Annotated in this window: 14 protein-coding genes; 5 read left to right on the top strand and 9 right to left on the bottom strand. The window is 64.8% G+C overall.

Annotated elements, in window-relative coordinates; genetic code table 11:
* Positions 1-71: 71 nt before the first annotated feature.
* The gene (locus M1D93_RS06220) at positions 72-1,205 is read right to left on the bottom strand and encodes a mannose-1-phosphate guanylyltransferase (RefSeq protein ID WP_461174275.1); all 1,134 of its coding nucleotides are present in this window, start codon (positions 1,203-1,205) and stop codon (positions 72-74) included.
* Between the two features lie 311 nt (positions 1,206-1,516).
* Here M1D93_RS06220 and sdhC point away from each other — a divergent pair, with 311 nt between their 5' ends.
* The 5 genes from sdhC (at position 1,517) to M1D93_RS06195 (ending at position 5,950) form a co-directional block, all read left to right on the top strand.
* Positions 1,517-1,852: a succinate dehydrogenase, cytochrome b556 subunit gene (gene sdhC / locus M1D93_RS06215; RefSeq protein WP_043794536.1), complete on the top strand. Its 336-nt coding sequence runs from the start codon at positions 1,517-1,519 to the stop codon at positions 1,850-1,852.
* A gap of 3 nt (positions 1,853-1,855) precedes the next feature.
* The gene (locus M1D93_RS06210; protein ID WP_050055919.1) at positions 1,856-2,317 is read left to right on the top strand and encodes a succinate dehydrogenase hydrophobic membrane anchor subunit; all 462 of its coding nucleotides are present in this window, start codon (positions 1,856-1,858) and stop codon (positions 2,315-2,317) included.
* Positions 2,318-2,425: 108 nt separating this feature from the next.
* The gene (gene sdhA, locus M1D93_RS06205) at positions 2,426-4,225 is read left to right on the top strand and encodes a succinate dehydrogenase flavoprotein subunit (protein WP_461174274.1); all 1,800 of its coding nucleotides are present in this window, start codon (positions 2,426-2,428) and stop codon (positions 4,223-4,225) included.
* Position 4,226: 1 nt separating this feature from the next.
* Positions 4,227-5,009 carry a succinate dehydrogenase iron-sulfur subunit gene (locus tag M1D93_RS06200; RefSeq protein ID WP_163164230.1) on the top strand — a complete coding sequence of 261 codons (783 nt, stop codon included), beginning with the start codon at positions 4,227-4,229 and terminating at the stop codon, positions 5,007-5,009.
* A gap of 164 nt (positions 5,010-5,173) precedes the next feature.
* Positions 5,174-5,950, top strand: coding sequence for an alpha/beta hydrolase family protein (locus M1D93_RS06195; protein ID WP_461174273.1), 777 nt, complete (start codon positions 5,174-5,176; stop codon positions 5,948-5,950).
* Between the two features lie 39 nt (positions 5,951-5,989).
* Here M1D93_RS06195 and M1D93_RS06190 read toward each other — a convergent pair whose 3' ends face one another.
* The 8 genes from M1D93_RS06190 to M1D93_RS06155 form a co-directional block, all read right to left on the bottom strand.
* On the bottom strand, positions 5,990-7,042 hold the full coding sequence (locus tag M1D93_RS06190) for a YihY/virulence factor BrkB family protein (RefSeq protein ID WP_461174945.1): 1,053 nt from the start codon (positions 7,040-7,042) through the stop codon (positions 5,990-5,992).
* Between the two features lie 37 nt (positions 7,043-7,079).
* On the bottom strand, positions 7,080-7,715 hold the full coding sequence (locus M1D93_RS06185) for a 2'-5' RNA ligase family protein (protein WP_461174944.1): 636 nt from the start codon (positions 7,713-7,715) through the stop codon (positions 7,080-7,082).
* 61 nt (positions 7,716-7,776) lie between these two features.
* The gene (gene trpS, locus M1D93_RS06180) at positions 7,777-8,820 is read right to left on the bottom strand and encodes a tryptophan--tRNA ligase (protein WP_461174272.1); all 1,044 of its coding nucleotides are present in this window, start codon (positions 8,818-8,820) and stop codon (positions 7,777-7,779) included.
* A 20-nt stretch (positions 8,821-8,840) separates the two neighbouring features.
* On the bottom strand, positions 8,841-9,674 hold the full coding sequence (locus M1D93_RS06175) for an exodeoxyribonuclease III (protein ID WP_461174271.1): 834 nt from the start codon (positions 9,672-9,674) through the stop codon (positions 8,841-8,843).
* Positions 9,675-9,684: 10 nt separating this feature from the next.
* Positions 9,685-10,245: a hypothetical protein gene (locus tag M1D93_RS06170; RefSeq protein WP_461174270.1), complete on the bottom strand. Its 561-nt coding sequence runs from the start codon at positions 10,243-10,245 to the stop codon at positions 9,685-9,687.
* Positions 10,246-10,307: 62 nt separating this feature from the next.
* The gene (locus M1D93_RS06165) at positions 10,308-11,141 is read right to left on the bottom strand and encodes an ABC transporter permease (RefSeq protein WP_461174269.1); all 834 of its coding nucleotides are present in this window, start codon (positions 11,139-11,141) and stop codon (positions 10,308-10,310) included.
* Entirely contained in the window at positions 11,138-11,989 is an 852-nt protein-coding gene (locus M1D93_RS06160) for an ABC transporter permease (protein ID WP_461174943.1), read from the bottom strand. Before M1D93_RS06160 ends, M1D93_RS06165 begins: the two co-directional genes overlap by 4 nt.
* A gap of 28 nt (positions 11,990-12,017) precedes the next feature.
* A complete protein-coding gene (locus M1D93_RS06155; RefSeq protein ID WP_461174942.1) occupies positions 12,018-12,935 on the bottom strand; it encodes an ABC transporter ATP-binding protein in 918 nt (305 codons plus the stop codon).
* Positions 12,936-12,965: the final 30 nt, after the last annotated feature.

Genomic DNA, 12,965 nt, shown 5'->3' with positions numbered 1-12,965 from the left:
TTCACTCTAGCGAGGGTCTCAGTGATACGGGCCATTGCGGTCCCCGCGTTACATACGGGGACCGCCCCGCATCACAGAACGTCGGTATCGCCGCTGGCTTTCAGCGCATCCACGGCCGCCTTGACCCGCTGCGAGTTGGCCATGGTGGTCACCAGCAGGGCATCGGGGGTGTCCACGATGACAACGTCCTGGATTCCGATCAGTGCGATGACGCGTTTGGTGTCGGTGACCACCACGCCGCTGGAGTTCTCGGTGAAGACGCGCGCGCCCTCCCCCAGGACCGTGACGTCGTCCACTTCCTTGGCACTGTTGAGCCGGCCTACGGAAGCAAAGTCACCGACGTCGTCCCAGCGGAAGGAACCGGGCACGACGGCGACGTCCCCGGCTTCGGCGGCAGGTTCGGCAACGGCGTAGTCGATGGCAATCTTGGGCAGCGTGGGCCAGATCCGGGCCGTGACCTCGTCACGGGCGGGGGTGTCCCAGGCGCGCGCGATTTCCTGCAGGCCCTGGAACAGCTCGGGCTGGTTGGCTTCAAGGTGCTTGAGCAGCAGCGCGACCGGTGTCACGAACATGCCCGCGTTCCAGACGTAGTTGCCGCTGTCCACGTACTGCTGGGCCACTTCCTCGTTGGGCTTTTCCACGAACTCCACCACGTCCTGGGCGCTGGGGGCCCCCTCAATGTGCAGGTCCCGCCCGGAGCGGATGTAGCCGAACCCGATGGACGGGTGGGTGGGCTTGATGCCGATTGTCACGATCTTGCCGGCAGCGGCAGTGTGGATCGCCTCGCGGACTGCCTTCTGGAAAAGCCGGTCGGGGCTGATCACCTGATCCGCGGCGAAGGAACCCATGATGGTGTCAGGATCGCGCTCGTGGAGGATGGCGGCGGCAAGGCCGATTGCCGCGGCGGAATCCTTCGGCTCCGACTCCAGGACCAGGTCCGAATCCTGAAGCTCGGGGAGCTGCCGGCAGACGGCATCCCGGTGGGCTTTCCCGGTAACCACCAGCACCTTGGTTCCGGCCAGCGGGTGCAGCCGGTCGTAGGTGGCGCGCAGCAGCGTGCTGCCCGAACCGGTGAGGTCGTGAAGAAACTTGGGAGCTGCGGCTCGTGACAGAGGCCAGAGGCGGGTCCCCACGCCGCCTGCCGGGATCACCGCGATGAAGCGGTCAAGGGGTGAAACCGGGCTTGTCACTTTGTCTGTACTCATCACGGCCTACTTTAGCTGACCCGGTACCGGGGGGCCCGTGCTTACCCCCTCGGCCGCAACATATCCTGCCGGGACCGCACGGATTGTGGTGTTTGTCTCATTAATCGGCAGAATCCTTGCCACTGCTGGGCACCAAGGGGTTCCTAAATTGAATAAGCTGTTAGCGGAGCCTAGATTTAGGCCCTGAGCTACGAGTGCTCTCGCAGCAGGCGTTCCCCCCGCGTGGATCTCATGCCAGCGCCGCTGTGTTGCAGGGAGGTTTATCAGTGCCGACAAAACCAGCTGGCACCTTGTACCGCGGCCGTGAAGGCATGTGGTCCTGGGTAGGACACCGGATTACCGGTGTAGTGATCTTTTTCTTCTTGTTGGTCCACGTCCTGGACACCTCCTTGGTACGGGTGTCACCGGAGGCCTACACCGCGGTGATCGGTGCCTACAAGAACCCCCTGATGGCCCTGGGTGAAACCGGACTTGTTGCCGCCATCGTTTTCCACGCCTTCAACGGCCTGCGCATCATCGCGGTGGACTTCTGGAAGAAGGGCGCCAAGTACCAGCGCCAGATGCTCTGGGCAGTCCTGGGCCTCTGGGTGGTCACCATGGTTGCCTTCTCCATCCGCCACCTGTCCCTCGCACTCGGAGGTCACTAAGCCATGTCAGCAACGATTGAGAGCCCGCGCAGCGGGCGGATCGCCCCCCAGTACCGCCGCACCGGCGGAAGCCGGGGCAACTTCGAGATGATTGCCTGGCTGTTCATGCGGCTCTCCGGCGTGGTGCTGGTGGTCCTCATCTTCGGCCACCTGTTTGTGAACCTCCTGGTGGGCGAAGGTATCCACGCCATCGACTTCGGCTTCGTGGCCGGCAAGTGGGCCGACCCGTTCTGGCAGTTCTGGGACCTCACCATGCTGTGGCTGGCCATGCTGCACGGGACCAACGGCGTGCGCACCATCATCAACGACTACGCCGAAAAGGATTCAACCCGCCGCTGGCTGAAGACGGTCCTCTACTCGGCCACCGTCGTCATCATCGTCCTGGGCACCCTGGTGATCTTCACCTTCGACCCGTGCCCAGTGGTGGACGGCGTTCCCCTGCCTGGCGGATTCTGCCCTGCCTAGCACCGGCAGCATCCCGGGCCCGCGGGTACAACCGCGGGCCTTGTTTTGCGGAGCGGGCAACGCCCGCCCCTTGTTTTATTGCGAATTTTGAGAGAAAGAGCGTCTGGTATGCAGGTCCATAAGTACGACGTCGTCATCGTCGGTGCCGGTGGCGCTGGCATGCGCGCCGCGATCGAGTCCGGTCAACGCGCCCGCACAGCAGTACTGACCAAGCTCTACCCCACCCGCTCGCACACCGGTGCGGCGCAGGGTGGCATGTGTGCAGCCCTTGCCAACGTCGAGGAAGACAACTGGGAGTGGCACACGTTCGACACCGTCAAGGGCGGCGACTACCTGGTGGACCAGGACGCCGCCGAGGTCATGGCCAAAGAGGCCATCGACGCCGTGCTGGACCTGGAAAAGATGGGCCTGCCGTTCAACCGCACGCCCGAAGGCCGGATCGACCAGCGCAGGTTCGGCGGCCACACCCGCGACCACGGCAAGGCTCCCGTCCGCCGTGCCTGCTACGCCGCGGACCGCACCGGCCACATGATCCTGCAGACCCTGTACCAGAACTGCGTCAAGCACAACGTCGAGTTCTACAACGAGTACTACGTGCTGGACCTGCTGACGGTCGAAGAGGACGCAGTCCGCGAAGACGGCACGCCGTACAAGCAGAAGCGCGTGGCCGGCGTGGTCTCCTACGACCTCGCATCGGGTGAGCTCCACGTGTTCCAGGCCAAGTCCGTGGTATTTGCCTCCGGCGGCGCCGGCAAGGTCTTCAAGACCACCTCCAACGCCCACACCCTCACCGGTGACGGCATGGGCATCGCGTTCCGCCGCGGCATTCCCCTGGAAGACATGGAGTTCTTCCAGTTCCACCCGACCGGCCTGGCCGGCCTGGGCATCCTCCTTTCCGAGGCCGCCCGCGGCGAAGGCGCCATCCTGCGCAACTCTGAAGGTGAGCGCTTCATGGAGCGCTACGCCCCCACCATCAAGGACCTGGCGCCGCGTGACATCGTGGCCCGCTCCATGGCCAACGAGGTCCGCGAAGGACGCGGCTGCGGCCCGAACAAGGACTACGTCCTCCTGGACCTCACCCACCTGGAGCCCGCGCACATCGATGCCAAGCTCCCGGACATCACCGAGTTTGCCCGTACCTACCTTGGTGTGGAGCCGTACACGGAGCCCGTGCCTGTTTTCCCGACGGCGCACTACGCCATGGGCGGCATCCCCACCAACATCACCACGGAGGTCCTGCAGGACAACGACACCGTGGTCCCCGGCCTCTATGCAGCCGGCGAGGTTGCGTGCGTCTCCGTCCACGGTTCCAACCGTTTGGGCACCAACTCACTGCTTGACATCAACGTGTTCGGCAAGCGGGCCGGTATCGCAGCGGCAGAGTACGCCAAGACGGCCGATTTCGTGGAGCTGCCGGAGAACCCGGTGGCATACACCACCGAACTGCTGGACATTGCCCGCAACGGCGTCGGCGATGAAAAGGTGGCTGTGATCCGCAAGGAACTGCAGGACACCATGGACGCCAACATGCAGGTGTTCCGCACCGCGGAGACCCTGGACCAGGTGCTGCGCGACATCGCATCCTTCGAGGAGCGGTACAAGCGCATCAACGTCCAGGACAAGGGCAAGCGTTTCAACCTTGACCTGCTCGAGGCCGTTGAACTGGGCTTCCTGCTGGAACTGGCCAAGGTGATGACCGTAGCGGCCCTGCACCGCGAGGAATCCCGCGGCGGACACTTCCGCGAGGACTTCCCGGAACGCAACGACGAGAAATTCATGAAGCACTCCATGGCGTACAAGGACGACCACGCCCCGGCGGACGGATCGGCGGAATCAATCGCCGGCATCCGCCTGGCCACCAAGCCGGTTGTCTTTACCCGCTACGAGCCGATGGTGAGGAAGTACTAGGATGACTGCTGAAACGGCTGAGCCAGCCTCAAAGATTGAACTGCCTGCCGGCGTCGGCGGTGGCGGAGAAATCCCCACGTTCGATGTGCACCTGCGCGTCCGCCGGTACAACCCGGAGGTTTCGGAAGAAGCCACCTGGGATGACTTCCACCTTACGATGTACGGCACGGACCGTGTCCTGGACGCCCTGCACAAGGTCAAGTGGGAAACGGACGGCAGCCTCTCGTTCCGCCGCTCCTGCGCCCACGGCGTCTGCGGCTCCGACGCCATGCGCATCAACGGCCGCAACCGCCTCGCCTGCAAGACGCTCCTGAAGGACCTGGACACGTCCAAGCCCATCACCGTGGAGCCCATCAAGGGCCTGCCGGTGGAGAAGGACCTCATCGTGGACATGGAGCCGTTCTTCCAGTCCTACCGCGAGGTCATGCCGTTCCTTATCAACAAGGGCCACGAGCCCACCCGGGAACGCCTTCAGTCCGCCGAGGACCGGGAGCGCTTCGACGACACCACCAAGTGCATCCTGTGCGCTGCCTGCACGTCGTCCTGCCCGGTCTTCTGGACCGACGGCCAGTACTTCGGCCCGGCAGCGATCGTCAACGCGCACCGTTTCATCTTTGATTCACGCGACGACGCAGGCGACATGCGCCTGGAGATCCTCAACGACAAGGAAGGCGTGTGGCGCTGCCGCACCACCTTCAACTGCTCGGAAGCATGCCCTCGCGGCATCCAGGTGACCCAGGCCATCCAAGAGGTCAAGCAGGCAATTCTTTCCCGCAAGATCTGACAAAGGATCAAGCACACGACGGCGCCGTCCCCACTCAAGGGGATCGGCGCCGTCGTCGTTCCACCACTGAGGCACCGCCAGTTGCGCTATCAGGTCCAGTCCCCAAAACTCCGGTTTGGCCACCACAACTGATAGGGCATCCGCAACGAACGAAAGGGGACGCCGTGTCCCGCTCTGAAAAAGTCTCCTTTGCAGGTTCCACCGGCGAGATGCTCTCCGGCATCATCGACGTCCCCGAGGGCCCGGTGAAGGGGTGGGGCGTCTTCTCCCACGGGTTTACGCTCGGTAAGGATGCGCCCTCCGCGTCGCGGATGTGCAAGGCGCTGGCGGACAGCGGCGTGGGCATGCTCCGGTTCGACAACCTGGGCCTGGGCGGCTCCGCCGGTGAGTGGTCCGCGGGGTCCTTCAGCCACAAGGTCGCGGACACGGTGAAGGCGGCGGAGTTTATGCGCAGCGAAGGGAAGCAGATTTCCCTGCTGGTGGGCCATTCCTTCGGCGGCGCTGCTGTGCTCGCCGCCGCACGGGAGATTCCCGAGCTCGACGCCGTCGCTACCGTTGGGGCGCCCTTCTCACCCAAGCACGTGGCGCACGTGTTCGACGCTGCGCTGGACAAGATCCTGAGCGAAGGCAGCGCCGAGGTGGACCTTGGCGGGAAGCGGGTGGAGATCCGCAAGCATTTTGTGGAGGACCTGGAAAACGCCGACCTGACAGACTGCATCAAGCAACTGCACAAGCCCCTTATGGTGCTTCACTCCCCCACGGACAACACCGTAGGAATCGAGAATGCCAGCACCATCTTCCAGACGGCCCGGCATCCGCGGAACTTCGTGTCCCTTGAAGGCAGCGACCACCTGCTGACCGGAAAGGGCCAGGCGGCGCGGGCCGCCAGGATCATCGCCGCCTGGGCGGACCAGTACCTCGACGCCGGGAACCCCTCCTGACGCCGCAGGCGGGCCGGGTTTAGCGCTGCCCGGACGGCTTTAGCGCCGCCGGGGCCGGCCAAGACCTCGACGCCGCTCAGTAGCAGCCGCGCCGCCATTGTCCGTGTGGACAGGCACCTTTCCCGGCTGCACCTGGCGTGCACCCAGGGTTCCCTTCTCGTGTCCGTTCATGGTGTTGTTCAGGTCGGCTTCCCGGACCGCCGCCCAGCCCGCTGCAACCAGGTACACCTGGCTGACCAGGTTGAACCAGATCAGCAGGCCGATGATGATGGCGAACGGCGCAAGGAGGGGATTCCGTCCGGCACCGGCAAGCAGCTCCGTACTGAAGACCTGCAACACCGTGGTGCCCAGCGCCGCGAGGACAGTGCCTTCCAGCAGTGCCCGGCGGGAAAGCTTCAGGCTTCCCCCCAGCCGGAACATAATGATGGCCGTGACCCAGCTCAGGACCAGCGGGACCGCGATCTTCACCGACGTTGTCAGTGGCCCGGCCACGGCATCGTCAAGCCTTAGGAAGTCTGCCACCCAGCCTGCCGCTGTGCCGAACAACAAGGAGGCGCCGGCGCTGATCACCAAGGCCACGCCCAGCAGCAGCAGGGTGCCGGCGTCGCGCAGCTTGAGGAGGACCGGGTTGGTCCTCAGCGGCGGGAGCTGCAGGACTCCGCGAAGGCCATCACGCAGGCCCGCAATCCAACCCAGCGCTGTAAAAACCGTAACCACCGCAGCGATCAGGGCGGTCCAGCCCAGTCCGTCAGGGTTCAGCAGGTCCTTGGGATCCACCAGCCCTTCTCCGCCGCCGACCTTCAACAGCCCGGGTGCGCTCTGGCCAACACTCGCGATGACGGTGTCCAGCAGTGCCGGCTGGCTCCGGAGGACCAGGCCTGCAATGGAGAAACCGGTGGCAAGGAGGCCGGTGATGGAGAAGAACATCCTGAAACCGATGCCGGCGCTCATCAGCGGGCCGCGCTGGAGATTGTAGTGCTGGAAGGCCCGCAGGGGCCGGAGGGTGTTGAGCCGGGCGAGCAGCCATTGGACCATGGCCAGCAGGGTGGGCAGCGCGCCGCCGTCGGACCTTCTGGCCTTGCCCCAGTCCATCCGCTTCTGGATGACGGCGAGCTTCAGTTGTGCCCGATCAGTGGGAAGCGGAGGCTCCGCCGGCGTCCGCGGACCGGGTCCCGGCATGGTGGTCAGTTTCGTTCCCAAAGTCCAGCTCTTCCCGTAGCTGCCAGATGCCGTCAGCATCGTGCTCGTAAAGTCCCATGCTAACCACGGGGAAGGTGGCCCTGTAGCTTTCCAGCACCGTTTCGGCTTCATCGAGGCTTTCAGGGGCCACATCATGGGCGATGGTGACATGCGGGTGGTAAGCGAAAGGCAGGTCCCGCTGCAGGGGGCCCTGCTGGAGCTTTTCGTGCAGGTCGACGCACTCCGTGAAGCCGTCCTCCACATTGATGAACACCACGGGGGAAACCGGACGGAACGTCCCGGTCCCGGCGATGGTGACCATAAACGGGCTTTGGCGGCGTGCGACGTCCCGCACGTGCTCCCTGGTCGCCTCCCAGTCCTGGGTGGGGGTGGTGGTCACCAGCGTGATGTGGGCGGGAACCACGTCCGCGAGCGGGTCACCGAAGGAAGCCCGCCAGCGCTGCAGTTCTTCAGCGACTTCCGGCGGAAAGCCCAGGATGACGCCCACACTGATGTCTTCCGTGCGGGGCGCGGCGCCGTCCCTGCCGGTGGCCTCCGCCGGGTCGCCTTGGGGGTTACCGGACATTCCCGCCACCTGGGTGGAGCGGGAGCCTTCCCTTGCGGTGACTTTGCTGGATGGCATGGCGCTAGCGGACTCCTGCAAGGGAGAAGGACGGAAGGAACCCCATGCGCTCGTACACCTGGCCGAGGGTCACCGAAGCGATCTCGCGGGCCCGCTCGGCGCCGTGCGCCAGCAGCCGGTCCAGTTCCGCTGGGTCCGCCATCAGCTCGTTGGTGCGGTTCCGCAGCGGCGTGACGAACTCCACCACCACCTCCGCAAGGTCCACCTTCAGGTGGCCATACATCTTGCCCTGGTACTCGGCTTCGAGTTCCGCCACGGATTTTCCGGTCAGGGACGAGTAGATGGTCAGCAGGTTCGAAACGCCCGGCTTTTCCTCGGAGTCGAACCGGATGTCGGTGCCGGCATCGGTCACTGCGGACTTGATGCGCTTGGCCGCGATCTTGGGGTCCTCCAGCAGCTGGATGGCGCCGTTGGGTGATTCGCCGGTTTTGGACATCTTGGCGCTGGGGTTCTGGAGGTCGTAGATCTTGGCGCGTTCCTTGACGATGGTGGCCTCCGGAACGGTGAACGTGGGGCCGAACCTCGTGTTGAAGCGCTGGGCCAGGTTCCGCGTCAGCTCCAGGTGCTGGCGCTGGTCCTCCCCCACCGGCACCAGGTCCGTCTGGTACAGCAGGATGTCCGCGGCCATCAGCGTGGGGTAGGCGAACAACCCCAGGGTGGCGGCGTCGGCGCCGGACTTCTGGGTCTTGTCCTTGAACTGCGTCATGCGGGAAGCCTCACCGAAACCGGTGATGCAGTTCAGGGCCCAGGCCAGCTGCGCGTGCTCCGGAACGTGGGACTGGACGAAGAAGATGCTCTTGTCCGGGTCGATGCCGGCGGCAATGTACTGGGCAGCCACGATGCGGGTGCGCTTGGCCAGCTCAGTCGGGTCAAAGTCCACGGTGATGGCGTGCAGGTCAGGGATAAAGAAAACGGCGTCGTACTCCGCCTGCATGTCCACCCAGTTGCGGACAGCGCCGATGTAGTTGCCCAGGTGCAGGGAGTCGGCAGTGGGCTTGGCGCCGGAGAGGAGGCGCTTCTTGGTTGCCGGGGAAGTCTGGCTAGTCATGGGGAGGAAACCTTCGGGGCTCAAAGCTGGTAGTCCACTACCAGCGGGGCATGGTCGGAGAAGCGGGTGTCCCACGAGGCCGCCCGGTCCACAACCGCCGAGATGGCGGCGGAAGCAAGTGCCGGGGTGGCCAGGTGGTAGTCAATGCGCCAGCCGGTGTCGTTGTCGAACGCCTTCCCGCGCTGGGACCACCACGTATACGGTCCGTCAACCTCGCCCGACAGGTTGCGGTGGACATCCTGCCAGCCAATGTCCTCGCCGAAGAACCGGTCGAAGTAGGCACGTTCCTCCGGCAGGTGGCCCGCCTTCTTGACGTTGCCCTTCGAGTTCCGGATGTCCAGGGGCGCGTGGGCCACGTTGAGGTCGCCCACCACCAGGGCATGGTCGCTGTGCTTGGTCAGTTCCGGGAGGCGGGTGCTCATGGCATCCAGGAACCGGAACTTGTCGTCCTGCTTGGGCGTGCCCACCTCACCCGAGTGAACGTAGGCGCTTGCCACGGTGAGCTGGACAGGGTGTCCGGCTGCGTCGGCAAACCGGAAATCAGCCTCCACCCAGCGGCCGGCGGTGGCGAAATAATCGTCCCCGATGCCGTTCCGGGTTGCCAGCGGTTCTTCACGTGAAGCTATCGCGACGCCGGCGCGGCCCTTGGCTTCAGCCTCGGCGTGCAGGATGTGCCAGCCCTCCCCCAGCAGCTGCCGGACGATGGCGTCAGGGGCGCGGACCTCCTGCAGGCAAAGGATGTCCACTTCGCGCGGCTCAAGCCACGCCGCCATGCCGTTTTTGTAGGCAGCCCGAAGGCCGTTGACATTAACGGATGCGATGCGAAGGTGGTCCTTCTTCAATGCCGAGATCACCCGCTCCACTCTAGTCGATGATGGTTCCGGTGACCGGCTCTCCGCTGCCGCCGGAGGACTTGATCATGTCCCTTGCATTCGTGGCTGTGATCTCGATGGTTTCCAGGGCGCGGTTGATGGTGTCCTGGTTGGCTGCAGCACCCTTGGCACGCTCCTCCTCCACCACGCGGATCTGCACCTGGACGATTTTGAAGGAGTGGTCCAGCTTGAGGTCCCGCACCTCGTCCGCCTGGCTGCGCTCGGCAACCACCCGGGTTCCGCCCTGGTCAGAGGAAGCGTAGGGACCGCGGCCTGCAGCTGTGGTGAAGGCATTCTGGGCCTCAGTCAGCTTGGCTCCCGCTTTCTTGGCTGCCTTCTGAATGCTGAAGACAACAAAGCAGGCGAGGGCGAGCCAGAAGGCGGCGATGACGGCAACAACCCAGCCCACCACGTCGTTCTGGTTGGCGGCGAAAATGACTGCCACAACGAATGCGGTCACGAGGACCATCAATCCAGGCCCGCTGATGCGGAACAGGGAGAATCCGCCCCGGGCGGGTTTGGAGGATGACCTGGAGCTGCCCAAAGATTGCATGCACCCATTGTCTCAAATGCCGGAGTGTGCTCCCGCCGCCTTCCACCCGGGGCGAACAGGGACTACTTCAGGAAGAGCTGCCGCAGCCGCACGGTGGTGAGCAGCATTCCCACCGCCGTCATCACCAAGTAGTAGCCGATGTGGATAGGAGTGGCCGCGGTGAAGGTGCCCACGCTGATCTGGCGGAGCAGCTCCACCCCGTGCCACAGAGGCATGGCCTGGATGAGCCACTGGATGGCCTGCGGGTACACGCTGAGCGGGTAAAACGTGGCGCTGAACAGGAACATGGGCAGCATGATGAAGTTGATCCAGTCCATCTGCTGGAAGGTCTTCAGGAAGCTGGTGATCCCCATCCCGATGCTCGCGAACCCGAAGGCGATCAGCACCGAAGCGGGGATCATCAGCAGCGCCCAGGGCGTGGTGATCAAACCCATAACAGCCATCACTGCCGTGAACCCCATGGCGTAGAGCAGTCCCCGCAGGAGGGCGAGGAAGATCTCCCCCAAGGCAACGTCCAGCGGCCCCAGCGACGTGTACAGCATGCCCTGGTACAGCTTCGCGAAGTTCATTTTGAAAAACACGTTCCAGGTGGAGTCGTAAACAGCTCCGTTCATCGCGGAGACAGCCAGCAGTGCCGGGGCGATGTAGGCGGCGTAACTGATCTCCCCGCCACCCGGGCCCTGCACCGAACCCACAATCGCGCCCAGCCCCACTCCCATGGAAATCAGGAACAGGACTGGTTCAAAAAATCCGGAGAGCATCACCAGCCAGTTGGTGCTCTTCGTGGCGAGCAGCCCACGGGAAATCACGGCCCTGGCGTTGCGCGAATACAACGGGCCGAAGGTCCTGTTGCGGGCCGCGTCGGCCGCGCGTGTCGGGGGCAACAGAGCGCTCATCGGCCCATCCTCGCGGCGAACTGTTTCCGGGTCAGGAACCAGCCCAGCACGGCCAGTCCCACCAGCACTACGACGTGCAGGACGGTCAGCAGCGGAGGTTCCCGGTACCCGTAGCTAAAGACCCGCCCCAGCTCTGTACCGTGCCAGATGGGTGAGATCCATCCGATCCAGCGCACCGCCAGCGGGAGGCTGTCCAGGGGAAAGAACGTGCCGGAGAACAGGAACAGCGGCATCACGATGAAGCGCATCACCAGGGCGAACTGGCCCTTGTCCTCAGTAATGGACGCGGAGTACGCCATCAGCGGCAGGCCAAAGGCGAGCCCCGCCAGCGTGGCCACCAGGATGGTCACCCAGCCCCAGCCGCCGGCCACCGCGCCAAAAAGTGCAACAGCCGCAAAATAGACGGCGGACTGCAGCAGGAAGCGCAGGGTCACGGCCATGATGTGGCCGGCCGCGATCTGCTGGGGCGTCAGCGGGGAGGCGTGGGGCCCGTAGTAGGTCCGGCGCCACTTGAAGCCGTCCATCACAGGGAAGGTGAATTCGTTCGCGGCGGTCATGACTGCCGCGGAGACCAGCAGCGCCGGCGCCACGAACGTTACGTAACCCACTCCCCCGAAAGCTCCCCCGCCCTGCGAGTCAACCAGGCTTGCCAGGCCCACGCCCATGGCAAACAGGTAGGCCACCGGGTGGCCCACGCTGTACATGATGATGGACCAGCTGTACCCCTTCATCACCCGGAGCACCTGCTCGGCGTAGTAGAAGGCGCCCCAGCGCCTCGCCTTGGCGGCCGCTACTTCGGGGCTGTGCGCCCGCGCAGGCGCCCCGGCCACGTCCGTCCTCCCAGCCAGGCCCGCGCCCGGGCCCAACCCCGCCTTCTCACTCAACGAGGCTCCTGCCGGTCAGCCGGAGGAACACATCTTCCAGCGAGGACCTCCGTACCAGCGAGGTCAGCGGCCGCAGGCCGCGGGACGCCACCTGCTCAAGGGCCGCCTCGCCGTCGTACGCGTAAATCAGCACCCGGTCCGGCAGGACCTCCAGGCGCTCCCCAATGCCGTCCAGTTCCGCGGCGATGGTGGTGTTCCGTTCGGAGCCGAAGCGCAGCTCAATCACCTCCCGTGTGGAATGCTCGCGGATCAGTTGCGCCGGCGACCCCTCGGCCATGATCCGGCCCTTGTCCACCACGATCAGCCGGTCGCACAGCTGCTCGGCCTCGTCCATGTAGTGCGTGGTCAGGATCAGCGTGACGCCCTGCTCCTTGAGCCGGAAAAGGCGGTCCCAGAGGATGTGCCGCGCCTGGGGATCAAGCCCGGTAGTGGGTTCGTCCAGCAGCAGGATCCGGGGTTCGTTGATCAGCGAACGGGCGATGGTCAGCCGCCGCTTCATGCCGCCGGACAGCGCGTCCACCTTGGACTTTGCCTTGTCCGTCAGCTGGGCAAACTCCAGCAGTTCGTCAGCCTTTGGCTTCAGGTAACTCATGGGCAGGCCGAAGTACCGGCCGTACACCAGGAGGTTGTCACGGACCCGCAGTTCCTCGTCCAGGTTGTCCTGCTGCGGCACCACACCAAGGTGCGCACGTACCTCCGGCCCGTGCGCGTCAGGGTCCAGGCCCATGATGTGGAGGTTGCCGGAGGTGCGCCGGGTAACGCCGCCGATCATCTTCATGGTGGTGGACTTGCCGGCACCGTTGGGCCCCAGCAGGCCAAAGGACTCCCCGGCGGGGACGCTGAAGGAGATGCCGTCGACGGCGGCAACGTCGCCGTAGGTCTTGGTCAGGTTTTCGGCCGTGATGACAATCCGGGGAGGGTCGGTGTGGGGCTCTTCGGC

This window comes from Arthrobacter sp. Z1-9, from assembly GCF_054792695.1.
This window is presented reverse-complemented; position numbering and strand designations above follow the sequence as displayed.

Coding starts and splice junctions, on each gene's coding strand:
- M1D93_RS06220 (WP_461174275.1), bottom strand. CDS start 1,205: ATGAGTACAGACAAAGTGACAAGCCCGGTTTCACCCCTTGACCGCTTC.
- sdhC (WP_043794536.1), top strand. CDS start 1,517: ATGTGGTCCTGGGTAGGACACCGGATTACCGGTGTAGTGATCTTTTTC.
- M1D93_RS06210 (WP_050055919.1), top strand. CDS start 1,856: ATGTCAGCAACGATTGAGAGCCCGCGCAGCGGGCGGATCGCCCCCCAG.
- sdhA (WP_461174274.1), top strand. CDS start 2,426: ATGCAGGTCCATAAGTACGACGTCGTCATCGTCGGTGCCGGTGGCGCT.
- M1D93_RS06200 (WP_163164230.1), top strand. CDS start 4,227: ATGACTGCTGAAACGGCTGAGCCAGCCTCAAAGATTGAACTGCCTGCC.
- M1D93_RS06190 (WP_461174945.1), bottom strand. CDS start 7,042: ATGGACTGGGGCAAGGCCAGAAGGTCCGACGGCGGCGCGCTGCCCACC.
- M1D93_RS06185 (WP_461174944.1), bottom strand. CDS start 7,715: ATGTCCGGTAACCCCCAAGGCGACCCGGCGGAGGCCACCGGCAGGGAC.
- trpS (WP_461174272.1), bottom strand. CDS start 8,820: ATGACTAGCCAGACTTCCCCGGCAACCAAGAAGCGCCTCCTCTCCGGC.
- M1D93_RS06170 (WP_461174270.1), bottom strand. CDS start 10,245: ATGCAATCTTTGGGCAGCTCCAGGTCATCCTCCAAACCCGCCCGGGGC.
- M1D93_RS06165 (WP_461174269.1), bottom strand. CDS start 11,141: ATGAGCGCTCTGTTGCCCCCGACACGCGCGGCCGACGCGGCCCGCAAC.